The following is a 23,231-nucleotide window of genomic DNA, read 5'->3' on the forward strand; positions in this document are numbered from 1 at the left end:
ATTGAAAGTGCGCCTGCTCGACCGGCCGGCCGGCCGAGATCGGGCGCCGGTGGCCTTTCTGCATGTCGACCTGACAATCGTGCCGCCAACGTACCGCGGTCTCGGCCACCTCTACGACCGCACCATCAATGGCCGCGCGCTGTCCATCCACCGGCACCTTTATTCGACACTGAAGCTGGAGGCCGGCGACAGCCACAAGGGGCCGGTTGTCGTCAAGACGGTCCTCAACTCCAGGGGCCGACCAGAGCAGCGCTGGTGGCAGCATCGCAACGGCCTGACCAGGAGCGCGCATGCCATCCGCAAGCTCTTCGAAGCCGGCTACAAGGACCGCCTGTGCCCGCCCTATAAGGTCTACCAGACGATCGGCGAGGTTCCGCGGGATGTATGGCGCAACAATCGCCTGATGGTGGAAAAGTTCGCTTTCGATACGCTCGACCTGCCCATCGTCAAGCACCGCTACATGTTCCTGCTCGGTGCCGAGGTCAACATGCGGCAGGTCTACGACGATGTGTTGTGCGCCGGCTCAAAAATCCTGAGCAATGAGGTGGGCGGCGCCGTGCCACCGGAAGTGCTGGCGGTGCGGCAGCGGCTCAACCTGGACTTCGGCGCCATCGACTATTTCATTGTCGATGGCAAAGGCGTTGTCGTGGATGCCAACAAGACCGTCGGCTCAAACCCTGAATGGCTGAAGAAAAACCGCTTTCGTCGGGAATTCAACGATCGCATGGCTGAGGAACTGATCGCCTTTGTCCGCGGTTGAGCCGGATCACCAGATCCAGTCGCCCTTGCCCAGCACCGACACCGCTTCGACGATACGGTTGAAGCTGGCGCGGGCCCGGCCGACCGTGTGCCTGGCCCGGAGATAGCCGTGCACCAGTCCCGGCTCCTCGAACCAGGCGGCATGGCCGCCGGCAGCGAGGACGCGATCGCGATAGGCCTCGCCGTCCGACGACAGCGGGTCGCATTGCGCGGTGATCAGCACTGTCGGTGGCAGGCCGATGAAATCTGCGTCGGCCAGTGGATACAAAGTGATGTCGCCGGTCCCATCGAGGCCGCCGGTGCGGACATCCCTGTAGAAGTCGAGATCGCGCACCGTCAGCATCGGCGCTTCCGCATGCGTCAAATAGGAGCCTTGCGAACGGTCGCCGCCGAGGCCGGGATAGATCAGCACCTGGCCGATCGACTTTTTGGCATGGCTGCGCGTCGCGTGGGCGAGAGCCGCGCAGAGATTGCCGCCGGCGCTGTCGCCGCAGAGCAAAATAGGGCAGTCGTAGTTTGAGGCCGCCCATTCGAAGGCATGCAGCGCATCGTCGAAGGCGGCCGGGTGCAGATGCTCCGGCGCCAGCCGGTAGTCGATGGAGACCACTTCGAAGCCGGTCCGGGCGCACAGCTCGGCGCAGACATCGTCATGGCTGTCCAGCCCACCGAGGATGAAGCCGCCGCCATGGATGTAAAGCACCATCGCGGCATGGCCCGGTGTCGTGCTGCGATAAATGCGGATCGGGATGTCGTGGGCGGCAATGATTGTCGTTTCCGCCGTCACGCCATCGGGATAGCCGGCAAAAAACTCGCGGCACATCCTGTCATAGATCGCACGCTGCTGGGCGATGGTGTAGTCGATCGTGTCGGGAGGATAGTAGGAGTTGGTCTTCTCGATGAAGGCCCAGGTTTCCGCGTCGATGAGGGTTTTGTAGTCGGTCATGCAGCTCCTTTACCTTCCTTGATGGGGGAGGTCGCCGCGAAGCGGCGGGTGGGGGGTGGTGGCGCATCACCCCACCCCGGACCTTCGGTCCGACCCTCCCCATCGAGGGAGGGTAAAGAGGCTACTTCCCCTTCCACACCGGGTCGCGCTTTTCCGCAAAAGCCCGGAACCCTTCCATATTGTCCTCCGAGCCATAAAGCGCATCGACCGTCGCCAATTGCCGGCGCGTCACGCGGTTCATCGCGTCCTGGAAGGTCAGCGCCTCGGCCACCCGCGCCGTCTCCTTGATCGCGGCGAACACCAGCGGCGGGCCGCTGGCGAGCAGCCTTGCGATCTCCCAGACGCGCTCCTCGAGCTTGTCCTTGGGAAGCACTTCGTTGACCAGCCCCCAGCGATGCGCTTCCGCCACATCCATCCAGCGGCCGGTGAGCAGAAGGTCCATGGCGACATGATAGGGAATGCGCTTGGGCAGCTTGATCGTCGCGGCATCAGCCAGCGTGCCGGCGCGGATTTCGGGCAGGGCGAAGGAGGAATGGTCGGAGGCGAAAATGAGGTCGCAGGACAGCGCTAGCTCGAAGCCGCCGCCCACCGCCATGCCGTTGACGCAGGCAATGATCGGCTTGTTCATGTCGCGCAGCTCCTGCAGGCCGGCAAAACCGCCGACGCCATAGTCGCCGTCGACCGCGTCGCCACCGGCGGCTGCCTTCAAATCCCAGCCGGCGCAGAAGAACTTGTCGCCGGCGGTCTTGACGATGGCGACGCGCAATCCGGGATCGTCGCGGAACGCCTTGAAGGTCTCGCCCATCAGCCGCGAGGTCTTGAGGTCGATGGCGTTGGCCTTGGGCCGGTCGAGCGTGACCTCGATGATGGTGCCCTCGCGGCGGGTGGAAATGACGTCAGACATTCTTCTTCTCTCCCAGCACCAGCAGCGCGTCGGCGATCCAAGCGCCCTTGCCCTCGGCGCAGACGATCAGCGGGTTGATGTCGAGTTCCTCGATCTCTCCGGCATTCGTCTGCACGAAGCCGGCAATGCCCGCGATGGCGTCGATGGCAGCCCCGACATCGGCCTTGGGCCGGCCACGATAGCCGTCCAGCAGCGGAAACAGTTTAAGGCCACGCAGGGCCGCCTCGATGTCGTCGCGCGTCGCCGGCAGCATCAGCGTGACGCTGTCGCGCAACAGCTCGACCAGCACGCCTCCGGTGCCCAGCGTCATGACGGCGCCGAACATCGGGTCGCGGGTGAAGCCGACGATCAGTTCGGCAACGCCGTCGCGCACCATGCGCTCGACATAGAGGCCGGTGCCGAGCGGCAGCAGATCATGCGCCGCCGTGCTCACGGATTCGGCGTCCTTGAGGTTCAGCCTGACCGCGCCGACTTCCGATTTGTGGGTGACTCCGAGCGCCTTCAGCGCCACCGGGAAGCCGAGCGCCATCGATGAGATGACGGCCTCGACAGCATTGGCGGCACGTTCTGCCTTCGGCACAGGCAAGCCGGCCTTGATCAACCGCGCCTTGGTTTCGGCCTCGTCAGGGGTGACATGGTCACCTCCGGCCGCACCTGCAGCCGACGTGTCGATAGACTGCGCCTGCGGCTCGGCCCAGGCCCAGCCGATGAAGGCTGCCGCACCTGCGGCATCCATGGCCTCGGAGATGCCGAACAACGGCACCATGCCGCGCGCCATCAGTTCGGCGGTGTATTCCTCCGGCAGGTTCTCCGGCAGCGAGGAGACGATCGCACCATGCGCCTTGTTGGTCTTCAGCGCCGATTCGAAGGCGCGCAGCGTCGCCCACCAGTCGGTGACCGAGCAGCGGTCGGGGCGTGGAAAGTCGAGCACCAGCATGTTGAGGTCGAAGCCACCCGACACCATGGCGGTGAAGGTTGCGGTCATCGCCGGCTCGTTGTTCCAGATGAAGGTGTGATAGTCCAACGGGTTGGCGACCGCGACCAGCGGCCCGAGCGTCGATTTGACATGGGCGCGGTGCTTCCTGGTGAGCTCCGGGAAATTGACCCAGCGGCCTTCGGCGCTGTCGGCCATGACAGAGGCTTCGCCGCCGGAGCAGCTCATCGACGACAGTCGATAGCCGGGCAGCGGCCCGGTGACATGCAGCAGCTTCAGCGCCTCGATGAAGGCGGGGATGGAATCGACGCGGGCAATGCCGAGCCGCCGCAGGAAAGCGCCCGAGGCAGCGTCCGAGCCAGCCAGCGATGCCGTGTGCGAGACCGTCGCCTGCCGCGCCTGTTCGGAGCGGCCGACCTTCATGGCGATGATCGGCTTCTTCAGTTCGCGCGCCCGCGCCGCCAGCTTCTCGAAGCCGGCTACCGAATCGAAGGCTTCGATGTGCAGGCCGAGCGAGGTGACGCGCTCGTCCTCGATCAGGCCGAGCGCCATTTCGGAGAGGCCGGTCTGCGCCTGGTTGCCAGCGGTCATCAGGAAGGCGATCGGCAGGCCGCGCTTCTGCATCGTCATGTTAATGGCGATGTTGGAGGACTGGGTGATGATGGCGACGCCCTTGGCGCCTTCGGGCAGCCGGATGCCGCCATGCTGGTCGGGCCACAACAGCGCGCCATCGGCATAGTTGATCAGGCCGTAGCAGTTCGGCCCGATGATCGGCATCTGGCCGGCCGCGGCCACCAGTTCGGCCTGCAGCCGCTCGCCGTCGTCGTCATAGGCCTCGGTCTCAAGAAAGCCCGCGGCAAAACAGACGGCGCCGCCGGCGCCGCGCTCAGCCAGCGCCTTGATTACCTCGATGGTGAGATGCCGGTTGACGCCGACAAAGGCAGCGTCCGGCGCGTCGGGAAGGTCGGCGACCGAGCGATAGGCCTTGCGGCCGGCGACCTCGTCCTTGTTCGGATGCACCGGCCAGATTTCGCCGGCAAAGCCCATCTTGATCGATTGCGCGACGACGGCAGCGGCCTGCGCCCCGCCGAACACGGCGATGGATTTTGGACGCAGGAGACGTTCAAGCTTATGCATGGTTTATGCCCCGAACGGGCGCAGCAGCGCCCGCGAAATGATGTGGCGCTGGATTTCCGACGTGCCTTCCCAGATGCGCTCGACGCGGGCGTCGCGCCAGATGCGCTCCAGCGGCAGGTCATCCATCAGCCCCATGCCGCCATGGATCTGGATTGCTTCGTCGGCAACAAAGGCGAGCATTTCGGTAGCCTTCAGCTTCGCCATGGCCATGTCCTGGTCGGTGACGGTGCCCTGATCGTACTTCCAGCCGGCTTCGAACACCATCAGGTCCGCCGCCTTCAATTCCGTCGCCATGTCGGCGAGTTTGAACGACACGCCCTGGAACTTGCCGATCTGCTGGCCGAACTGCTGGCGTTGCGCTGAGTATTCGATGGCGTGGCCGAGTGCCCGCTCGGCGCGGCCGAGACAGGTGGCGCCGACCTGCAGGCGCGTGGCGCCGAGCCAGGAATTGGCGACGTCGAAGCCCTTGTGGACCTCACCCAGCACCTGGCTTGCCGGCAGGCGGCAATCGTCGAATTCGAGGATGGCGTTGGTGTAGCCGCGATGCGAGACGTTGCGGTAGCCGTCGCGCACGGTGAACCCCTTGGTGCCCTTGTCGACGAAGAAGGCGGTGATCTTCTTGCGCTTGCCGCGCGGCGTTTCTTCCTCGCCCGAAGCCATGAAACTAATTGCGAAATCGGCCAGATCGGCGTGGCTGATGAAATGCTTGGTGCCGTTGAGCACCCAGTCGTCGCCGTCCTGCACGGCTGACGCCTTCATGCCGCGCAAATCGGAGCCGGCGCCAGGCTCGGTCATCGCCAGGCAGTCCCACTTCTCGCCACGAATACACGGGAACAGGTATTTTTCGCGCTGCTCCGGCGTGCCGGCGAGCAGGATGTTGGAGGGGCGCGCGACGCAGGTCCAGTGCAGCGCATAGTTGGCGCGGCCGAGTTCCTTCTCGTAGAGCAGCCAGGTCACCGTATCGAGGCCGGCGCCACCGACATCGGCCGGCATGTTGGCGGCATAGAGCCCGGCTTCGATCGCCTTGACCTTGATCTCTTCGATCAACTCGCGGCGCAGCACGCCGGTGCGCTCGACCTCACGTTCATGCGGGTAAAGCTCGTTCTCGACGAAAGCGCGCGTGGTCTCGACGATGAGCTTCTGTTCCTCCGAAAGACCGAAATCCATGGCCTCAGCCTTTCTTCTTTTTCTTCGGCTTTTCCGCCTTCTTCACCGGCTTCGATGCCTTGGCCTTCTCTGCGGCCTTGGAAGCGGCCGGCTTCTTCGCCGCCAGCTTGGCCAGCTGCTTGGTATAGTCCTTGTGCAAGGTGCCGGCGCCCCAGCCCTTGCCTTTGTTCTGTTTCGACAGAGCATCCATGATCGCGACCAGATTGTCGTCGCGGATCTTTTCCAGCTCACGGATCGACAGGCCATGCGCCTGGTCGTCCGACTGGGTGGCAATAAGATCGACCAGCTCGTCGTTGAACTCCGGCACGTCCACAAGCTTGGTCCACGGCCATTTCAGGCACGGCCCGAACTGCGCCATGAAGTGGCGCATGCCGGCTTCGCCGCCGGCGACGCGATAGACCTGGAACATGCCCATCTGCGCCCAGCGCAGGCCGAAGCCATAGCGCATGATGTCGTCGAGTTCCTCAACGGTGCAGATGCCGTCCTTGATCAGCCACAGCGCCTCACGCCAGGCCGCTTCGAGCAGGCGGTCGCCGACAAAGGCCTCGATCTCCTTGCGGATCACCACCGGCTTCATGCCGATCGATGCATAGATCTCCTTTGCGACCTCGATCGCCTCTGGAAAGGTCTGTTCGCCGCCGACGATCTCGACCAGCGGCAGCAGATAGACCGGGTTGAAGGGATGTCCGACAACCAGACGCTCCGGATGCTTCTTCATCGCCACCTGCATGTCGGTCGGCTTGATGCCCGAGGTGGACGAGCCGACAATGGCGTTGGCCGGCGCGTAGAGATCGATCTCGGCCAGTACGCGGTGTTTGAGGTCGAGCCGCTCCGGCACGCTCTCCTGGATGAAATCGGCGTCGGCCACCGCCTCGGCGATGGTCTTGGCAAAGGTCAGTCTGCCTTCCCTGGGCAGGCCGCCGGGAACCATCTGCTTGTAGGCGCGGCGCGCGCCCTTCATCACTTCCGAGACCTTGCGCGACGCTTCCGGGTCCGGATCGAAGATCGACACGTCGATGCCGTTGAGCAGCAGCCGCGCCACCCAGCCGGCGCCAATGACACCGCCGCCAATGGCGGCTGCCCTGTTGATGATGCTCATGGTCAGGCTCCGGTTCTTGTCTTGGCGGTTTCGGGGTCGATGAGAGGCACGCGCTCGCCGGAGCGGATCACGGAGGGGTCGTAGGCCTTGCGGGCGAAGACTTCGAGCACGAAGGGCCGGAAGAATTCGATCGGCAGCGTGTCGTAGTCCGGGTCGAAGCTCGACTGGTCCCAGCGTTCGCAAAACTGGTCGCAATCGTCGAAATAGGCATGGCCGGCGAAGCGGTCGCGAGGATGGCGGTTGCCGCCGAGATGATGCGCGTAATAGAGCCGCTGGAAGTCGCCATGCTTTTCCACCACCCAGGTGCATTGCTCGCGCACGAAAGGTTTCAGGATCGAGGCGGCGTATTCGTCGTGATTGTAGGGAGCGTAGATGTCGCCGATGTCGTGCAGCAGCGCGCAGGCGATCCAGTCGGTGTCGGCGCCGTCACGCCAGGCCCGCGTCGCCGCCTGCAGCGAATGGCCGAGCCTGGTGATCTTGTAGCCCGACAGGCCTTCGTCGAGTTGCACCAGTGCGTCGAGCAGCCGCTCGCCGGTCCTGGCGGCATAGTCGATCTCATGGGCGGTCAGGAACTCATAGTCTTGCCTGTCGCCATCCTTCATCGCAGTGAATTTGACGGTAGCCATGATCCGCTCCCGTCTTAAGCAGCCGCTGCGATCGGCGCCCGCTTGGTGAGGTTGAGCTTCCTGCGCACTTCCTCCGGCCCCAAAATCCTGGCGCCGAGATTGGTGACGATGCTGGCGGCGCGCTCGACCAGCTGCGCATTGGTGGCCAGCACGCCCTTGTCGAGCCAGAGATTGTCTTCGAGACCGACGCGGACATTGCCGCCGGCGAGCACTGCAGCGGCTGCATAGGCCATCTGGTTGCGGCCGATGGCGAAGGCCGACCAGTTCCAGGTCGACGGCACGTTGTTAACCATGGCCATGAAGGTGTTGAGGTCGTCCGGCGCCCCCCACGGCACACCCATGCAGAGCTGCACCAGCGCGTCGGGATTCAAGACCTTTTCTTCGACCAGCTGCTTGGCGAACCAGAGGTGGCCGGTATCGAAGGCTTCGATCTCCGGCTTGACGCCGAGCGCCGTCATCATGCCGCCCATGGCGCGCAGCATGCCGGGCGTGTTGGTCATGACATAATCGGCCTCGGCGAAGTTCATGGTGCCGCAATCCAGCGTGCAGATTTCCGGCAGGCACTGGCGCACATGTTCCATGCGGTTGGTGGCGCCGCCCATGTCGGTGCCTTTTTCATTGAGCGGCAGCGGCGCTTCCGGTGAGCCGAACACCATGTCGCCGCCCATCCCGGCGGTCAGGTTCAGGATCACATCGACTTCTGCCGCGCGGATGCGGTCCGTCACTTCGCGGTAGAGATGGACATCGCGGCGCGGCTTGCCGGTCTCGGGGTCGCGGACATGGCAGTGGACGATGGCGGCACCGGCCTTGGCCGCATCGATCGCCGAATCGGCGATCTGCTTGGGCGAGCGTGGCACATGCGGGGAGCGGTCCTGCGAGCCGCCGGACCCGGTCACGGCACAGGTAATGAAAACCTCACGGTTCATCGCGAGCGGCATGGACATCTCCTCCCCATAGAAACAGACCCTAACAATGACCGACTTGCCGGAAACTGTTTTGCAATTTACGAAGCTCTCGTGATCAAAAGCGAAAAACCGACCATCTTTCGCGCTGAGCGATCGCCGCTCAAGGTGACGCTGCTGGTGTTTTCAGGCTCGTCCATCATGTGCGTGGCGTCGACCGTCGACCCGCTGCGCGCCGCCAACCGCATCTCAGGCGAGACGCTGTTCGATTTCAAACTGGTCTCGGTCACCGGCGAGGCGCCGGTCACCACATGCGGCCTGCCGGTGGCGGTCAGGGGCCGCTTCGATGCGGCCGAGCCGACCGACGTGCTTGTCGTCGTCGCCGGCTTCGGCACCCAGAATTACGCGACATCGGCTCTGCTTTCCGGATTACGGCGAGCGGCCCGCGCGGCTCGCGCCTGCGGCGGCGTCGAGGCCGGCACATGGCTGGTGGCGCGCGCCGGCCTCCTCGAAGGCCGCAGCGCCACCACCCATTGGGAAGACATGGAGGATTTTTCCTCCGCCTTTCCCGGCGTCGACGTGCGTCCGGACCGCTACGTCATCGACGGACCGGTGTTCACCTCGGGCGGGGCGTCGCCGACCTTCGACCTGATGCTGCATCTGATCCGCACCCGGCTCGGCATGGCCGTCGCGCTCGATGTCGCCAGCGTCTTCATCTACGACCAGGCGCGCGCCGCGACCGACGCGCAGCCGCTGGTCTCGCTCGGCCGGCTCGACGGCTACGACCCGCGTCTGGCGCAGGCTATCCGGCTGATGGAATCGCATGTCGACCAGCCGCTGACCATCGACGCGGTGGCAAAACGCGCCGGGGTGACGGCGCGGACATTGGAGAGCATTTTTCGCAAGTCGATCGGCGAGACGCCGGGCGCATATTATCTCAGGCTGCGGCTGGGCGCGGCGCGGCGGCTGGTGGTCGACACGCGGATCGCCATGGCGGATATTGCCGGGCGGACGGGGTTCTCGTCCGCCGCGGCATTTTCCAGAGCGTTTTCAAGAGCGTTCGGCGAAGCCCCGGTCAGGCTGCGCCGAGGTTGATGCATGTCGCCCAAAAGTGTGTCGCGGTTTTGGGATAACGACATGCACAGACAAAGGGAGATCAGGCTGCGTTCTGTCGATCGCTGCCGGCGTCCATCTGCGAGCGCATCTGCCTCGCCAGACGGACTTCAAATCGGCTGCTGACAGCACGATCCCATTCGTTTTTCACGCTGTCGGTCGGCCGCGGCAGCGCCATCAGCCGGTCGATGATCGATCCGGTCTCGCCGGATGAGAGCAGGGCGTCGATTTCGCGTTCATGCTGCATATCGGTTCGCCTCCTTCCTTTTCACCCGCCACAACCGCATCCTTATACGAGATACGTGACGGCAGTTTGAAGGCAAGAGCGAGGTCATTGAGGGGCGCCAAAGGGCAAACCCTTGTCGTCGGATAGGGTCTTGCGCAAACCCCATTCCGGGGCGGCCGGAATGTTATCCAGCCACCCTTGAGCACAACGAATCGGCTTTCCGCCCTCAGACGTAGCGGTTGACGATGTTTTCCAGCAACTCCTGGCGGCCGGAGCGTGGCTGCGGCTCGATCTTCTTCTTCACCACGCGCTCGGCGATGTCTTCCAGCGAGCGCTTGCCCGACAGCATCGCCTTGCCCTCGGCCGTGTTCCAACCGGCATAGCGCTCGGCCAGCGGACCCGACAGCGCCTTGTCCTCGACCATCTTGGCGGCTGCCTTGAGGCCTCGTGCGCAGGAATCCATGCCGCCGATATGGCCGATCAGCAGGTCCTGCGGGTCGAGCGACTGGCGGCGCAGCTTGGCGTCGAAATTGGTGCCGCCGGTCTTGAAGCCGCCGGCCTGCAACACCTGGTAATAGGCCAGCGCCATCTCGGGCACATTGTTGGGGAACTGGTCGGTGTCCCAGCCCGACTGGTAGTCGTTGCGGTTCATGTCGATCGAGCCGAAGACGCCGAGCGCATTGGCCAGCGCCAGCTCGTGCTCGAAGGAATGGCCGGCAAGAATCGCGTGGCCTTGCTCGATGTTCAGCTTCACTTCCTTCTCCAGCCCGAAGCGCTTGAGGAAGCCGTAGACCGTGGCAACGTCGTAGTCGTACTGATGCTTGGTCGGCTCCTGCGGCTTCGGCTCGATCAGGATCGTGCCTTTGAAGCCGATCTTGTGCTTGTAGTCGACGACGAGACTGAGGAAGCGCCCGGCCTGCTCCTGCTCGCGGGCAAGATCAGTGTTGAGCAGCGTTTCATAGCCCTCGCGCCCGCCCCACAGTACATAATTCTCGCCCTTCAGCCGCTTCGTGACGTCGATGCAGCTTTTCACCGTCGCCGCCGCATAGGCGAAGACATCCGGATCGGGATTGGTGGCGGCGCCCGACATGAAGCGGCGGTTGGAGAACAGGTTGGCCGTGCCCCAGAGCAGCTTGACGCCGGTCTTCTTCATCTTGGCGGCAAAATAGTCGCCGATCTCGTCGAGCCGCGCGGCACTTTCGGAGAAATCCTTTCCCTCGGGCCGCACGTCGGCGTCGTGGAAGCAGAAATAGGGGGCGCCGAGCAGCGAGAACATCTCGAAGGCGACGTCAGCTTTCAGCTTGGCCAGCTCCATCGTGTCGATGCCGCCAGCCTTGGGAAACCAGGGCCGGTCGAAGGTCTGGCCGCCAAAGGGATCGCCGCCCGGCCAGGCGAAAGAATGCCAGTAGGCGACGGCGAAGCGCAGATGGTCTTCCAGCCGTTTGCCGGCCACCACCTCGTCGGGATTGTAGAAGCGGTAGGCCAGCGGATTGGTCGAATCCGGCCCCTCATACTTGATCGCTTTGATGTCGCCGAAAAATCCGCTGCTCATGATTTCTGTCCTCTCTCGAATAGTTCGCCCTGATTACCTCAGGCGTAATTGGTTTCGCTCTCGCTTGGGGTGAAAAGGCTCGTGTCAAAGCCACTCAACGAAGGAGACAGACCATGACCGACCTCAACACGATCGCCGAGAACTACATCACCGCCTGGAACGAGGCCGATGCGGATCGCCGTGCCGAACTGCTCAAGGCCACCTTCACCGAAGACGTCAGCTACCGCGATCCGCTCATGCAGGGCGACGGCCACGCCGGCGTTGCTGGGCTGATCGACGGCGTACAGCAGCGCTTCGCCGGCTTCCGGTTCTCGCTGAAGGGTACGCCGGACGGGTTTGGCGACCGCATCCGCTTCTCGTGGAATCTTGGGCCGGAAGGCGTGCCGTCGGTTATCGAAGGCACCGATATCGGTGTTATCGAAAATGGGCGCCTGAAGAGCGTCACCGGGTTTCTGGACAAGGTGCCGGCGCAGTGATCGATTAAGGGTGGCGCGAGACACCCCCCTCTGCCCTGCCGGGCATCTCCCCCGCAAGGGGGGAGATTGGCGGGCATCCACGCCTTCGCTAATCACCCACCTTACAAGACTGGCATACCCGACGCTGCCGATCTCCCCCCTTGCGGGGGAGATGCCCGGCAGGGCAGAGGGGGGTGCCTCGCGCCGACTCACGCGGTCACGCCTTTGATCGCCGGGTATAGCGCCCGGTAGCGCTGGTAGGCATCGGCATACGCCCCGCCAAGCGCAGCATCCGGCTCGATCGTCGCATCCGTCCTCGGCGCCGTGCACACCGCCAGCGGATCAGCCCCTGTCGCCGCGATCAGACCAAGCCTCGCCGCGCCAAAGGCAGCACCGAAATCGCCGTCGGCCGGAATGTCCACGGGCACCTGCAGCGCCGTAGCGATCGCCTTCAGCCAGTAGCGCGAGCGCGAGCCGCCGCCGATTGCCGTCACCCGCGTCAAATCCGTGCCGGCGGTCTTCAAGGCTTCGAGACTGTCGCGGAATGCGAAGGCGACGCCCTCAAGCACGGCCTGCGTCAGCACCGCGCGGCTCGACTCATGCGCCAGTCCGGTGAAGGACCCACGAATGGCGGAATCATTGTGCGGCGTGCGCTCGCCCGAGAGATAGGGCAGGAACGACACCCCGCTCGGCGCTTTCAGCACATCGCCAAGTTCGGCGGTCAATTCGCCGGCCTTCTTGCCTGAAATCTCCGACAGCCAGTTCAGCGAATCGGTCGCAGACAGGATGACCCCCATCTGGTGCCAGGTGTTGGGCAGGGCATGGCAGAAGGTGTGCACCGCGCTTGCCGGATTGGGCAGGTAGGAAGCGTTGGCAGCAAACAGCACGCCAGATGTGCCCAGCGACACAAAAGCGTGGCCGGCGCCGACCGTGCCCATGCCGCAGGCTGAAGCCGCATTGTCGCCCGCGCCACCGGCCACCGGGACGCCTGATGCTATGCCCCAGTTGGCGGCCAGTTCGGCGCGCAAGGCTCCGGCCTTCTCCGTGCCTTCGACCAGCGACGGCATCTGCCTTTCGTCGAGCGATGTCGCCGCAAGCAACTCGGGGGACCAGCGCCGTTTGCCGACATCGAGCCAGGAGGTGCCGGCCGAGTCGGACATTTCTGAGATATGCTCGCCGGTCAGCCACAGCCGCAGGAAATCCTTCGGCAAAAGCACTTTTGCAACCTTGGCGAAAACCGCGGGCTCGTTGTTCTTCACCCAGGCGAGTTTCGGCGCCGTGAAGCCGGGGAAGACGATGTTGCCGGTCAGTTGGCGGAAGCGCGGGTCGGCATCGAGCGCCGCGGCCTCAGCGTGGCTGCGCGTATCATTCCACAGAATGCAGGGGCGCAGCACCTGGTCGCCGGCATCGAGCAAGGTGGCGCCATGCATATGGCCGGAAAGGCCGATGCCCTTGACCGCGGCAAGCTCTTTCGGGTGCGAGGCTTTCAGCTCGGCAATGGCCGTCTCGCAGGCGCGGATCCAGTCCGTGGGGTTTTGTTCGGACCAGCCGGGATGCGGCCGCGATACGTCAAGCGAAGCATGGCCGGAGCCGATGATCTTCTGCCCGGCATCGATCAACAGCGCCTTGACGCCCGACGTGCCGAGATCGAGGCCGAGATACATGCATTCCTCCCATTGCCAATAATTTTTTCGGGTCTCGAAAAAATCTGGCTTGCCAGTTTTTAAAACAAGATCCGCCGCGGGTCAATTCTCTGACAAATTGGCGGCGCGTTGCGAAAACAGCGCCGACAGCGGACTGTCCGGCCGGGCCAGTGCGCGCTCGGCCGTCAACGCCCGGGCAAGCGCTGTGTCGCCGGCGCGCAACGCCGCCTCGATCAACGTGAGATCAATCACATCGCGCTGGGCGTGGCTGCCGCCAAAGCGATGGGCAATGGCGCGGATCGGTCGAATCAGGCGCACCGCTTCGCTGTAATTGCCCTCGCCGAATGCCTTGATGCCTTCCGTCAGTGGCTGGCCGACATCCCGGGTAAAGGCGGCATTGTCGTCGCTGCCGCGCATCGCCTCGTGCTGGGCTTCGAGCAAGATCTTGGCCGACGCTTCGAGCCCGGCGCCGACGAATGCCATCATCGCATGCGCATCGTTGAAGGCGTAGTTGCCGGCTCCAGCCTTCGGCGCCCAGTTGGCGGCAAGCGCTGCCCAGCGGTCGCCGACATCGACACCGCCGAGATAAAGCCGCCACAGGATCGCGGATGCATCGACCATGTTCAGCGCCAGCGTCGAACGCTCGCCATAGATCGGCCCGTCATAGAGTTTGAGCACCTCGTCGGTCTCGCCGAGATCGTAGTGGAACAGCGCCAGATGCCACCAGTTATGCACCTGCAGGAAGCTCTCTTTGGTCCACGCCTCGGGATTGGCGCGCATCCAGGCGATGCCGTCCCGTTGCCGGCTCTGCATCTCCATGACATGGGCGACCGCGTGCTGCGCCCAGCCGTCTCGCGGCTCGATCTCGATCGCCTGTCGGCCGAAACTTTCGGCTCTGATATAGTCGCCCATCTCCTCGAGACCGAAGGCCTGCATACCGAGAATGGCGTGATAACCTGGCATGCCGCTCTGCCAGGACGGTAGCGCGCGGCCGATACGGTCGCGCAGCATGCGGGCATTGCCGGTGAAGAAGTCGATCTGGTGGCCGACCTGCAACGCCACCGCGTCGAGCGGGTTGTCGATGGCGATATCTTCGAGCAGGCGCGCGGCGTCATGCCAGCGTCCCTCGGCAAGGTGGCCAAGGGCCGCCACATGCGCCTGTTCGCGCGGCGTCGCGGCAAGCGGCAGTGCCGCAGCATGGCATGCCTGGGCGACCGCCGTTGCCTCGCGTTCGGTGGCGAGGCCGAACAGATACCCCTTGAAGACATGCGCCATGACGAAGCCGGGATCCGCCGATATGGCGCGGTCAACGGAGCCGACAGGGTCGCCGACGAAGCATTGCAATTCATGAACGGCCTGGCTGTAGGGTGAAAACCCGGCCTCGGTCGCGCCCGAAAACATTAGGCCGAATGGATCTCTTACTGCCATATCGGCCCTGATGCTCCGCAGTTCCTAATTGCCCGAGCGCATCGCCACCGTGGCGATCCCGGCGCCGACCAGCAGCGTGCCGCCGGTGCGGTTTAAGATGCGGATCGCCTTGGGGTTGCGTACGACGTTGCGGGCGCGCGCCGCGATCAGCGCGTAGCCGAAGGCATTGGCGAAGGCGAGCGCCAGGAAGGTCGCTTCGAAGATCAGCATCTGTGTCCAGAAATCGGCTTCCCGGTTGAGGAACTGCGGCAGGAAGGCGACGAAGAAGGTGATGCTCTTCGGGTTGAGTGCGGTGACCAGCCAGGCGTGCGCCATCATCTTGGCGGCCGAGACGGCATCTGTGCGTGGTTCGGCTTTGAGCGCGCCGCCGGCGCGAAACAGTTTTACCCCGAGATAGATCAGATAGCAGGCGCCGATCAGCTTCAGAATGGTGAACACGGTCGCCGACGCGGCCAGCAGCGCGCCGATGCCCAGCATCGACAGGGTCATGGCGGTGAAGTCGCCCAGCGCCACGCCGACGGCCATCGGCAAGGCGGTGCGCCAGCCCTGGCCCAGCGCATAGGACACGACCAGAAGAATGGTCGGGCCGGGAATGATGAGCAGGACGGTGGAGGCGGCGGCGAAGGCGGCCCAGTTTTCGAACGACATCTTTGTCTCCTTGAGCGCAAAGAAAAGGATAAATCCTCGTGTGCGGAGGAATGTAAAGAGCCCTCTCCCAAAAATGCACGGCGGACCATTTCGCCAGATCGCTGCGGCTATTGGCAGCACAGGCTTAAGACCGGTCGTTGGGCCTTCACCCTTTTTCAACCATGTTTGGCGAAACTGCCTGCTATCCGGCCGGACCGTGTTTCCCGCCGACAGCGTAGGGTTTGGGTGCATGCGTGAGTTGCCGCAGAATGTGACGCCGCCAGCAAATGGCGACGCAAACGAGACCGAACATCTCTATTCCCGCCGCTTCGTCCTGTCAGGGGCCGGCGCCATGACGCTGCTCGGCATGGCCGGCTGCAGCACTTCGACGCTCGAGCTGCCGCAATTCCAGCTGGATGACACGGTCACCGGCTCGGTGCGGCCGATCCGTCCGGCGATCAGCGTCGACAAGAACGTCACCGGCCCCGATGTCATGTACGCTTCGCTCAACGATGGCGGCTTCGAAGTGCCGGCGGTGCCCTATCAGAAGGTCAAGCCGGAGTTCCGCCGCCAGATCGTCGTCAACGAGACCGGCGAGGCGCCCGGCACCATTGTCGTCCATCTGCAGGAGCGAAAGCTCTATCTGGTGCAGGAGGGCGGCGACGCCATTCGCTACGGCGTCGGCATCGGCAAGGACGGCTTCCGCTGGTCCGGCCGCGCCAACATCCAGTACGGCAAGGAATGGCCGACCTGGACGCCGCCGCCGGAGATGATCCAGCGCAAGCCGGAACTGGTGAAGTGGCAAAACGGCCAGCCCGGTGGCCTCACCAACCCGCTCGGCGCACGCGCTCTTTACATCTACCAGGACGGCAAGGACACCGGCTACCGCATACACGGTTCGCCGGAATGGGCGAGCATCGGCCAGGCGATGTCGTCGGGCTGCGTGCGCCTGATCAACCAGGATATCATCGACCTCTACAGCCGCGTTTCCAAGAAGAACCCGGTCGTGGTCGTCTGATCCTGTGCGGCGGTTTGGCGCCGCTGGAAACTCCCGTTGCGCGATGCGGCAAGCTAGGCCAAGGTGCCTTGAAAACCACAGCGCCGGGAGAGATCGAGCATGGCTGGAACGTTTGTCATCGCACAGGGCGGCGGCCCGACCGCCGTCATCAACCAGACGGTTGTCGGGGCCACGCTGGAAGTCCGCAAGCGCCATCCCGGCGCCAAGGTGCTGGGCTCGCTCCACGGCGTGCGCGGCATTCGTGACGGCAACTATGTCGACCTCTCCGCCATCCCAGAGGACCGGCTGCGGCTGATCGCCGGCACGCCGAGTGCCGCGCTCGGCTCGACACGCGACAAGCCCGACGCTGCTTATTGCGAAGTCATCCTCAACGGGTTGAAGAAGGCCGGCGCCGACGCTTTCATCTACATCGGTGGCAACGACACGTCGGGCACGCAGCAGATTCTGACCGACGCCGCCGGCGGCAGCATTGCTTTCGTCCATGCGCCAAAAACCATCGACAACGACCTCGAGGAAAACGACCACACGCCGGGCTTCATCTCGGCGGCCGAATTCGTCGCCGGCGCCTTCCTGTCCGTCGATCTCGATTTCCGCGCATTGCCCGGCATCTATGTCGGCATCGTAATGGGTCGGCATGCCGGCTTCCTCACCGCGGCGGCTGCAGCCTGGCAGCTCGATCCCGACAGCGGCCCGCATCTGGTCTACGTGCCGGAACGGCCGTTCTCCGCCGCCGGTTTCATCGACGACGTGCGCGCCACGCTCGACCGCCACAAGCGTTGCATCGTCGCCGTCTCCGAAGGAGTCAGCACCGCCGACGGCAAGGCGCTGGTCGAAAGCCTGGTGCCGCCGGACAAGCTCGAGCGCGACGCGCATGGCAACGTCAAACTGTCGGGCAGCGACCTGCCGTCAGCTCTGGAACGTGCGCTCGCCGAAGGCCTGCCGGGCAAGCGCGCCCGCGTCGATGCGCTTGGCTATATGCCGCGCGGCTATGTCGGCGCGATCAGCGCCGTCGACGCGCAGGAGGCTTTCGGCGCCGGCGCCTTCGCGGTTGCCGTTGCCGGCGAAGGCGGTGGCTCGGTGGCGCTGCAATATGACGGCTCCAAAACCGTGCTGAAGAAGGTGCCGCTGAAGAACGTCGCCGGCAAGACGCGCCATATGCCCGACGATTTCATGAAGCCCGATGTCAACCAGCTGTCNAAGCGGCTGGTGCCGGAAAAATACAAGGTGGGAAAGCCCTTCGTCTGATGGGCGGCCGTTTTGACGGCGCCCGTTTTGGTGGCGAGCGCGTTGTCGGCGAGCGCGTTGTCGGCGACTGGTTCGGCAAGACGATCATCGACGACCGCACGACGATGCTGACCGAGCCGTTCGTGCATGATTTCGTGCGCGCCAACATCTGGCATTTCAGGGGACGCGACGCCGACCTGCTGGTCGACACCGGCATGGGCATCTGCCCGCTGGCGCCTGAGATCGACACGCCCGAGGGCAAGCCGCTCATCGTTGTCGCCACCCACATCCATCTCGACCATGTCGGCTCGCTGCACGAGTTTCCGCTGCGCGCCGGGCCGCGGCACAGTGCCGAGCATTTCGAGACCATGAATGATCAGGTGACCTACGCCTACATGTTTTGCAATCTCGACGGCGCCGTTTCGAAATTGCCGGCGCCGGGCTGGACGGCGGCCGACTACAAGATCCCGCCGGCGCTGCTGACGCGCACGCTGGACGAGGGCAACATCGTCGACCTCGGCGACCGGCAGTTCCGCGTCCTGCATCTGCCCGGACATTCGCCGGATTCGATCGCTTTGTTCGACGAGGCGGACGGCCTGTTCTTTGCCGGCGACGCCATCTACGATTCCACGCTGATCGACGACCTGCCGGATTCCTCCCGGCCGGATTATCGCCGTACCATGCAGCGGCTCCTCGATCTGCCTGTCCGTCTCGGCCATGGCGGCCATGGGCCGAGCTTCGACGGCAACCGGATGCGCGAGATCGCCACAGCCTATCTCAGGCGCACCGAAGGCCGCTGACGACATTGTCATTGGAACCAGCGTGGCGCCCTGGTCGAGCGCGTCAATCCGGACAAGGCAGCCGCCAATGCGGGCCTGCAGCCGGGCGACCTCATCGTCGCCGTCGACCGGTCGCCGGTGCGGAACGCGCGGCAAGCCAACCAGGCGATCGCCGAGGCCGGCAGATCGGGCCGGAAGTCGGTGCTGCTTTTGGTCGACCGGGGCGACACAACAATCTTCATCGCCGTACCCTTCGCCGCCGGCTGAGGCATGATGCGGCAGGCTCGCCGGACCACCGACAGGCCTGCCGCACGGCGTCGCCAAAATTCCTGTTGCCCGCTGCGACATCTTCGAGAACATTACGGCAGGCCGGCAATGGCCTGCTAAAACGGACGGTCCGATGGTCACTCGCGGTTTTTCCTCCGGTCGAAAGGCTCCGACGGAGACCGATGCGCGCATTCCGCCCGGTCAGTATCTCGAACAGGGCTTTCCGGTGCTGTCGGCGGGGCCGACGCCGCGCGTGCGCACCGAGGACTGGTCGTTCACGCTCAAGCACGGGCCACGCCCGATCAAGAAATGGAACTGGGCCGAGTTCAACGTGCTGCCCTTGACCAAGATGACGCGCGACATCCATTGCGTTACCGCCTGGACCAAGTTCGATACCGCCTGGCAAGGCGTGCTGGTCGACGACATTCTTGCCGACGCCGGCATCGAAGCGCCGACCGGCTTCCTGCTGGCGCATGGCTATGACGGCTACACCACCAACGTGCCGGCTAAGGATCTCACCGCGGGGAAGGCGATGGTGGCGCTGCTTTATGAGGGCAAGCCGATCACGGCCGACCATGGCGGCCCGGCGCGGCTCCTGGTGCCGCATCTCTATTTCTGGAAATCGGCCAAATGGCTGAACGGGCTGCAGTTCACCGAGCGCGACGAGCCGGGCTTCTGGGAATTGCGCGGCTATCACATCTATGGCGACCCGTGGCGCGAGCAGCGCTATAGCGGCGATCCATGAGCGAAGCGCCGCAATCTCCCTGGCAGACGGCGAAAATCACCCGGATCGAAAAGCGCACGCCACGCGTCACCAGTTTCTTCTTCGCGCTGTCACGGCCATTCGCCTATCGCGCCGGACAGCATGTCGATGTCAGGCTGACTGCGCCTGACGGCTACCAGGCGCGCCGCTCCTATTCCATCGCCTCGGCGCCGGAGAGCGGCGCCACGATCGAGCTGGCGATCGAGAAGCTCGACGATGGTGAAGTCTCGCCCTTCTTCCACGACGTCGCCGCGGTCGGTGACGAGATCGAACTGCGCGGGCCGCTCGGCGGCCATTTCGTCTGGTCCGATGGGGATGGCGGGCCGCTGCTTCTGGTCGGCGGCGGCTCCGGCGTCGTGCCGCTGATGGCGATGGTGCGTCACCGGACCTTGCGCAAATCGGCGGTGCCGGTGGCGCTGATGTTTTCGGTGCGGGTCTGGGACGAGGTGATCTTCCGCGACGAGCTGATCGGTCTCGGTGACCGCCGCGACGGGTTCGAGCTGGTGCTTACGCTGACGCGCGAGGCGGCACGGCGCCCGTCCGACTATTCGAGGCGCATCGACACGGCAATGGTCATGCAGGCGCTCACGCGGCTGCCGCGGCCGCCGGCGCTCGCCTTCGTCTGCGGGTCGAACACCTTCGTCTCGGCGGCTGCCCGGGCGCTGATCGACGCCGGCATACCAGCGGAAATCATCCGCACCGAGCGCTATGGCGTCTGAGAGGGCCACAGTGGTTCACCGTTTCATGGAGACAGCGAACCGCTCTCAGGCGGGTGAAAACCTTGCCGACAGCAATTGGAACGGCAGCGCGCCATAGGCGGCGACTTCGGCCTCATTGTCCCAGTTGCGGAACTGGCGCGATGGCCGTGCCTCGATCACCAGAGGCCGGCCGGTGTCGTCCACCGTTACCTTGCCGCGAAAGCGCAGCACACGTCCGCCGCCGGCGCGGCTGATCACCATGGAACGCAAGCGGGCGACGTGACCGCTGCCGGCATTGATTTCCATCTCGATGCGGCGGCGGACTGGCGGAACGACGATCCTGACGGTGACGTCCAGCATCATCTCTCCAGTCCTGTCCGGACGCGGCAGGGCCTGAGAAAGCGCGAACGGTTCCGGCGTCGCTCTTGCCTTGCGCAATGTCGGCCTGCCGCGCCAGACGGCAGCAGGCGTCGGATGCTGCAGTCGGCCCTTCTTGCGTTTCAGGCGCAACTGCTTGGCAAAGCCGCGCGACAGCCAGACGAGACCGCCGAAATCGGTGCGCGGCTTGGCCTGCAGCACCGAGGACCAGCGCGACAGGCCGGCGTGATCGGCGTTCGCAACCGTCCGTGCCAGTTCAGCCGGCGGCACTGCAATGCCGATTTCCAGGCTGAGGTAGGACAGCGCCACCGCCGCGGCTACGGCCAGGTGGCGCCTGGCGACGATATCGGCGAACACGTCCCAGTCGACCTCGTCGCCCTCGATGGCGACGGCGCAGTCGACCAGCCAGTCGCTGTGGGTGTGGGCATCGAGGCCGCCATGTGCGATGGCAAGCGCGATGCGGTCGGCCGGAGAGGGAACAAGCACGCGGACGCCATTGAAGTCGGCTGACAGCGCCCGCTGCCAGATCGCCAGATCATCTTCCGCGCTTTGCTGCGACCCGTCATAAGCGAGCTGGTGCAGGTCGATGTCGCCGAAACTGCCCTTGAAAAAATTCATCGAACGCAAGGACGCCAGCCTGGTGCGCAGATATTGCGGACTGACGCCGGTGGCGATCTGCCAGTCGCGTTCGCTAAGCACATCGAAGGCGGCAATCATGGCCTGCGAGCGCACCAGCATGTCGATGTCATGCGCCACCCGGCCGCGCTGCGCCGACGCGTTGACGGCGATGCGGCTGGCGCCTTTGATAAGCATCACCGCGCAGCCGGCGTCGATCATGGCCTGTAGCGCCGGCTCGGCTTCGCGCGCAGCCAGTCGCGATTTGGTCCACAGCATCTTTTGCAGGCCGACAAGACGTGGATAGGCCGGATGCCCAGCGAGCTTGCGGCCGAACCTGTCGGAGATCGCGGCCAGCAGCCGATGCTCGCGGAAAGCAGCATGGTCGATATCGTTCTCGTCGAGCCAGCGCGCCGCATAGCCCCCGGCCGCCTCTTCATCGGGGAGCAATGCGGCCTTCAGCAACTGGTCGAGGCCGCCCGTGGGCCATGACCAACCATAGTCCGGAAACCGACGGCCGATACGGCGCATGGCATTGGCCATCAGTCGGCGCTCGCCTTTTTCGCTGCTCGCCTTTGCATGGCCAGCCTTACGACTTCGAGATAACCGCGATCGCGCACGGGGTCGCGTCCATAGGACATGCTGTCGGGCCGGATGCGGCGCAAGGTCAGGACATCGTCGAGCATGGCAAGCGCAAAGCCCGCCTCGCGGACACGGGCGATCCAGTCGACCATGTCGCCGCGACCGCCTTGCGGGTCGATGATCGGACCGACGGCCTCGGCTACCTCCCGGCGGATCATCATCGTCGTGCGCGACCAGCCCGCCACCGCCACGTCCTGTTGCACATCGGGCTTGTCATCGCGAAACGTCCGCCAGTGGGCAAAGACTCCTGCCGTCGCGGGAAACCGCTCGAAATGCTCCAGCTGCCTTTCGATCTTGGTCGGCAGCCACAGATCGTCCGCATCGAGCGTGGCGACGAAGGGCGTCGCCAGCGCGGCGATGCCCCTGGTGGTGGCGCTGCCTGGTCCGGCATTGTCCTGGCGCAACACCTGCACCGGCATGCCCAGCGCATTGACCACCGCGACCGTATCGTCGGTCGAGCCGTCATCGACGACGATTATGGCGTCGGGCTGGACCGTCTGGGCCGCGACCGATCGCAGCGTCTCGGCGATGGTGGCGGTCGCGTTGAAGGCCGGAATGACGACGCCGTAGCTGGCCATCACAGGAAACGCCAATTCGCAAGTTCCTTGAAATCGAAGATGCCGTCGACAGGGTGCAAGGAGCGGTCGGCCTCGCGCCGTTTCATCGACTTGTAGACGGCGCGCATGAATTCGCGAAAAGGAACATCGGCCTGCCTGGTCATGTTGCCGGGATGGCGCCGGTAATAGAGCGCAACAGTGTCGGGCATCGTGAATTTCGGACCGCTTTCGAAAGTGCGCAGCAGATAGTCGGTGTCCTCGGCCTGGTGGAAATCCTCGTCGAAGCTGCCGATGCGTTCGACCAACCGCCGGACGAAGATAGCGGGAGACAGGTGAATGCCGCGAACCGTCATCGAGTGGCTGTCGGCTGTCGGCTCCAGCGTATCGTCATCTATGTCGTCGACCAGCGTCATGCGCGAATAGGTGAGCTCGAGGGTGGGGTCTGCGTCGAAACAGGTCAGATCCGCCTTGAAGCGGCCCGGCGGGGAAATGTCGTCGGAATCGAGAAACGATACCAGCCCGGTCTGCGGCAGCAATTGCCGCAAGCCCGCGTTGCGTGCCCGCGTCACCCCGGCATTCTGCTGCTGGAAAAGGCGAATGCACGGCGCCTCCGCGATCAGCGAGCGCACGACCGCCACCGAACTGTCGGTCGAACCGTCATCGATAACGATGATGTCGAGATCGGCGGCATCGCGCTGCCTCAGCAGCGAGCGCAGCGCCGAGCCGACATGGCGTTCGCGGTTGTAGACCGGCATGATCACGCTCAGCTTCACGC

At 64.5% G+C, this 23,231-nt stretch carries 23 protein-coding genes and 1 pseudogene; 9 read left to right on the forward strand and 15 right to left on the reverse strand.

Features of this window, described 5'->3' with window-relative positions:
- Window position 1 precedes the first annotated feature (1 nt).
- Entirely contained in the window at window positions 2-760 is a 759-nt protein-coding gene (locus tag X726_RS159815) for a hypothetical protein (RefSeq protein ID WP_023668856.1), read from the forward strand.
- Between the two features lie 6 nt (window positions 761-766).
- On the opposite strand, the gene X726_RS159810 is transcribed toward X726_RS159815, so the two are convergent.
- From X726_RS159810 to X726_RS159780, 7 genes are all read right to left on the reverse strand, one after another.
- On the reverse strand, window positions 767-1,702 hold the full coding sequence (locus X726_RS159810) for an alpha/beta hydrolase (RefSeq protein ID WP_023668857.1): 936 nt from the start codon (window positions 1,700-1,702) through the stop codon (window positions 767-769).
- Between the two features lie 121 nt (window positions 1,703-1,823).
- Window positions 1,824-2,606 carry a carnitinyl-CoA dehydratase gene (locus X726_RS159805; protein ID WP_023668858.1) on the reverse strand — a complete coding sequence of 261 codons (783 nt, stop codon included), beginning with the start codon at window positions 2,604-2,606 and terminating at the stop codon, window positions 1,824-1,826.
- Window positions 2,599-4,677, reverse strand: coding sequence for an acetate--CoA ligase family protein (locus X726_RS159800; protein WP_023668859.1), 2,079 nt, complete (start codon window positions 4,675-4,677; stop codon window positions 2,599-2,601). Before X726_RS159800 ends, X726_RS159805 begins: the two co-directional genes overlap by 8 nt.
- 3 nt (window positions 4,678-4,680) lie before the next feature.
- Entirely contained in the window at window positions 4,681-5,844 is a 1,164-nt protein-coding gene (locus X726_RS159795) for an acyl-CoA dehydrogenase (protein ID WP_023668860.1), read from the reverse strand.
- Window positions 5,845-5,848: 4 nt separating this feature from the next.
- Window positions 5,849-6,943, reverse strand: a complete 1,095-nt coding sequence (locus X726_RS159790; protein ID WP_023668861.1) for a 3-hydroxyacyl-CoA dehydrogenase NAD-binding domain-containing protein — start codon at window positions 6,941-6,943, stop codon at window positions 5,849-5,851.
- Between the two features lie 2 nt (window positions 6,944-6,945).
- Window positions 6,946-7,569 (reverse strand): HD domain-containing protein, encoded by a 624-nt coding sequence (locus tag X726_RS159785; RefSeq protein WP_023668862.1) that lies wholly within the window; start codon window positions 7,567-7,569, stop codon window positions 6,946-6,948.
- A 14-nt stretch (window positions 7,570-7,583) separates the two neighbouring features.
- Complete coding sequence (locus tag X726_RS159780; RefSeq protein ID WP_023668863.1) at window positions 7,584-8,507, reverse strand: 3-keto-5-aminohexanoate cleavage protein; 924 nt, start codon at window positions 8,505-8,507, stop codon at window positions 7,584-7,586.
- A gap of 78 nt (window positions 8,508-8,585) precedes the next feature.
- Between X726_RS159780 and X726_RS159775 the strand changes: the two genes are divergently transcribed.
- The gene (locus tag X726_RS159775; protein ID WP_023668864.1) at window positions 8,586-9,566 is read left to right on the forward strand and encodes a GlxA family transcriptional regulator; all 981 of its coding nucleotides are present in this window, start codon (window positions 8,586-8,588) and stop codon (window positions 9,564-9,566) included.
- Window positions 9,567-9,627: 61 nt separating this feature from the next.
- Here X726_RS159775 and X726_RS159770 read toward each other — a convergent pair whose 3' ends face one another.
- Together X726_RS159770 and xylA are read right to left on the reverse strand one after the other, a co-directional pair.
- On the reverse strand, window positions 9,628-9,831 hold the full coding sequence (locus X726_RS159770; protein ID WP_023668865.1) for a hypothetical protein: 204 nt from the start codon (window positions 9,829-9,831) through the stop codon (window positions 9,628-9,630).
- A gap of 205 nt (window positions 9,832-10,036) precedes the next feature.
- Window positions 10,037-11,362, reverse strand: a complete 1,326-nt coding sequence (xylA, locus tag X726_RS159765) for a xylose isomerase (RefSeq protein ID WP_023668866.1) — start codon at window positions 11,360-11,362, stop codon at window positions 10,037-10,039.
- Window positions 11,363-11,475: 113 nt separating this feature from the next.
- Between xylA and X726_RS159760 the strand changes: the two genes are divergently transcribed.
- Window positions 11,476-11,838 (forward strand): nuclear transport factor 2 family protein, encoded by a 363-nt coding sequence (locus X726_RS159760; protein ID WP_023668867.1) that lies wholly within the window; start codon window positions 11,476-11,478, stop codon window positions 11,836-11,838.
- Between the two features lie 188 nt (window positions 11,839-12,026).
- On the opposite strand, the gene xylB is transcribed toward X726_RS159760, so the two are convergent.
- The 3 genes from xylB to X726_RS159745 all read right to left on the reverse strand — a co-directional run bounded on the left by xylB (window position 12,027) and on the right by X726_RS159745 (window position 15,536).
- Window positions 12,027-13,481 carry a xylulokinase gene (xylB, locus tag X726_RS159755; RefSeq protein ID WP_023668868.1) on the reverse strand — a complete coding sequence of 485 codons (1,455 nt, stop codon included), beginning with the start codon at window positions 13,479-13,481 and terminating at the stop codon, window positions 12,027-12,029.
- Window positions 13,482-13,562: 81 nt separating this feature from the next.
- Window positions 13,563-14,888: a tetratricopeptide repeat protein gene (locus tag X726_RS159750; RefSeq protein WP_023668869.1), complete on the reverse strand. Its 1,326-nt coding sequence runs from the start codon at window positions 14,886-14,888 to the stop codon at window positions 13,563-13,565.
- A 24-nt stretch (window positions 14,889-14,912) separates the two neighbouring features.
- Window positions 14,913-15,536, reverse strand: coding sequence for a LysE family translocator (locus X726_RS159745; RefSeq protein ID WP_023668870.1), 624 nt, complete (start codon window positions 15,534-15,536; stop codon window positions 14,913-14,915).
- A gap of 229 nt (window positions 15,537-15,765) precedes the next feature.
- Between X726_RS159745 and X726_RS159740 the strand changes: the two genes are divergently transcribed.
- The 6 genes and pseudogenes from X726_RS159740 (at window position 15,766) to X726_RS159720 (ending at window position 20,285) form a co-directional block, all read left to right on the forward strand.
- The gene (locus tag X726_RS159740; RefSeq protein ID WP_023668871.1) at window positions 15,766-16,533 is read left to right on the forward strand and encodes a L,D-transpeptidase; all 768 of its coding nucleotides are present in this window, start codon (window positions 15,766-15,768) and stop codon (window positions 16,531-16,533) included.
- Between the two features lie 99 nt (window positions 16,534-16,632).
- Window positions 16,633-17,778 carry a diphosphate--fructose-6-phosphate 1-phosphotransferase gene (locus tag X726_RS159735; RefSeq protein WP_023668872.1) on the forward strand — a complete coding sequence of 382 codons (1,146 nt, stop codon included), beginning with the start codon at window positions 16,633-16,635 and terminating at the stop codon, window positions 17,776-17,778.
- A complete protein-coding gene (locus X726_RS159730; protein WP_084630665.1) occupies window positions 17,778-18,557 on the forward strand; it encodes an MBL fold metallo-hydrolase in 780 nt (259 codons plus the stop codon). Before X726_RS159735 ends, X726_RS159730 begins: the two co-directional genes overlap by 1 nt.
- A gap of 24 nt (window positions 18,558-18,581) precedes the next feature.
- Window positions 18,582-18,803 (forward strand): annotated as a pseudogene (locus X726_RS1000000168635) (PDZ domain-containing protein); the annotation flags it as partial.
- 133 nt (window positions 18,804-18,936) lie between these two features.
- Complete coding sequence (locus tag X726_RS159725) at window positions 18,937-19,548, forward strand: molybdopterin-dependent oxidoreductase (RefSeq protein ID WP_023668875.1); 612 nt, start codon at window positions 18,937-18,939, stop codon at window positions 19,546-19,548.
- The gene (locus X726_RS159720; protein WP_023668876.1) at window positions 19,545-20,285 is read left to right on the forward strand and encodes an FAD-binding oxidoreductase; all 741 of its coding nucleotides are present in this window, start codon (window positions 19,545-19,547) and stop codon (window positions 20,283-20,285) included. The genes X726_RS159725 and X726_RS159720 overlap by 4 nt, the downstream gene beginning before the upstream one ends.
- A gap of 45 nt (window positions 20,286-20,330) precedes the next feature.
- Here the strand turns inward: X726_RS159720 and X726_RS159715 are convergent, their stop codons facing one another.
- The 3 genes from X726_RS159715 to X726_RS159705 are packed head-to-tail and all read right to left on the reverse strand — an operon-like array spanning window position 20,331 to window position 23,229.
- Window positions 20,331-21,800 (reverse strand): nucleotidyltransferase family protein, encoded by a 1,470-nt coding sequence (locus X726_RS159715; protein ID WP_023668877.1) that lies wholly within the window; start codon window positions 21,798-21,800, stop codon window positions 20,331-20,333.
- The gene (locus X726_RS159710; RefSeq protein WP_245261368.1) at window positions 21,800-22,492 is read right to left on the reverse strand and encodes a glycosyltransferase family A protein; all 693 of its coding nucleotides are present in this window, start codon (window positions 22,490-22,492) and stop codon (window positions 21,800-21,802) included. The genes X726_RS159715 and X726_RS159710 overlap by 1 nt, the downstream gene beginning before the upstream one ends.
- On the reverse strand, window positions 22,477-23,229 hold the full coding sequence (locus tag X726_RS159705) for a glycosyltransferase (RefSeq protein ID WP_023668879.1): 753 nt from the start codon (window positions 23,227-23,229) through the stop codon (window positions 22,477-22,479). Before X726_RS159705 ends, X726_RS159710 begins: the two co-directional genes overlap by 16 nt.
- Window positions 23,230-23,231: the final 2 nt, after the last annotated feature.

The organism is Mesorhizobium sp. LSJC285A00 (assembly GCF_000503155.1).
GTDB lineage: Bacteria > Pseudomonadota > Alphaproteobacteria > Rhizobiales > Rhizobiaceae > Mesorhizobium.

Coding starts and splice junctions, on each gene's coding strand:
- X726_RS159810 (WP_023668857.1), bottom strand. CDS start 1,702: ATGACCGACTACAAAACCCTCATCGACGCGGAAACCTGGGCCTTCATC.
- X726_RS159805 (WP_023668858.1), bottom strand. CDS start 2,606: ATGTCTGACGTCATTTCCACCCGCCGCGAGGGCACCATCATCGAGGTC.
- X726_RS159800 (WP_023668859.1), bottom strand. CDS start 4,677: ATGCATAAGCTTGAACGTCTCCTGCGTCCAAAATCCATCGCCGTGTTC.
- X726_RS159795 (WP_023668860.1), bottom strand. CDS start 5,844: ATGGATTTCGGTCTTTCGGAGGAACAGAAGCTCATCGTCGAGACCACG.
- X726_RS159790 (WP_023668861.1), bottom strand. CDS start 6,943: ATGAGCATCATCAACAGGGCAGCCGCCATTGGCGGCGGTGTCATTGGC.
- X726_RS159785 (WP_023668862.1), bottom strand. CDS start 7,569: ATGGCTACCGTCAAATTCACTGCGATGAAGGATGGCGACAGGCAAGAC.
- X726_RS159780 (WP_023668863.1), bottom strand. CDS start 8,507: ATGCCGCTCGCGATGAACCGTGAGGTTTTCATTACCTGTGCCGTGACC.
- X726_RS159770 (WP_023668865.1), bottom strand. CDS start 9,831: ATGCAGCATGAACGCGAAATCGACGCCCTGCTCTCATCCGGCGAGACC.
- xylA (WP_023668866.1), bottom strand. CDS start 11,362: ATGAGCAGCGGATTTTTCGGCGACATCAAAGCGATCAAGTATGAGGGG.
- X726_RS159760 (WP_023668867.1), top strand. CDS start 11,476: ATGACCGACCTCAACACGATCGCCGAGAACTACATCACCGCCTGGAAC.
- xylB (WP_023668868.1), bottom strand. CDS start 13,481: ATGTATCTCGGCCTCGATCTCGGCACGTCGGGCGTCAAGGCGCTGTTG.
- X726_RS159750 (WP_023668869.1), bottom strand. CDS start 14,888: ATGGCAGTAAGAGATCCATTCGGCCTAATGTTTTCGGGCGCGACCGAG.
- X726_RS159745 (WP_023668870.1), bottom strand. CDS start 15,536: ATGTCGTTCGAAAACTGGGCCGCCTTCGCCGCCGCCTCCACCGTCCTG.
- X726_RS159740 (WP_023668871.1), top strand. CDS start 15,766: ATGCGTGAGTTGCCGCAGAATGTGACGCCGCCAGCAAATGGCGACGCA.
- X726_RS159730 (WP_084630665.1), top strand. CDS start 17,778: ATGGGCGGCCGTTTTGACGGCGCCCGTTTTGGTGGCGAGCGCGTTGTC.
- X726_RS159725 (WP_023668875.1), top strand. CDS start 18,937: ATGGTCACTCGCGGTTTTTCCTCCGGTCGAAAGGCTCCGACGGAGACC.
- X726_RS159720 (WP_023668876.1), top strand. CDS start 19,545: ATGAGCGAAGCGCCGCAATCTCCCTGGCAGACGGCGAAAATCACCCGG.
- X726_RS159715 (WP_023668877.1), bottom strand. CDS start 21,800: ATGGCCAATGCCATGCGCCGTATCGGCCGTCGGTTTCCGGACTATGGT.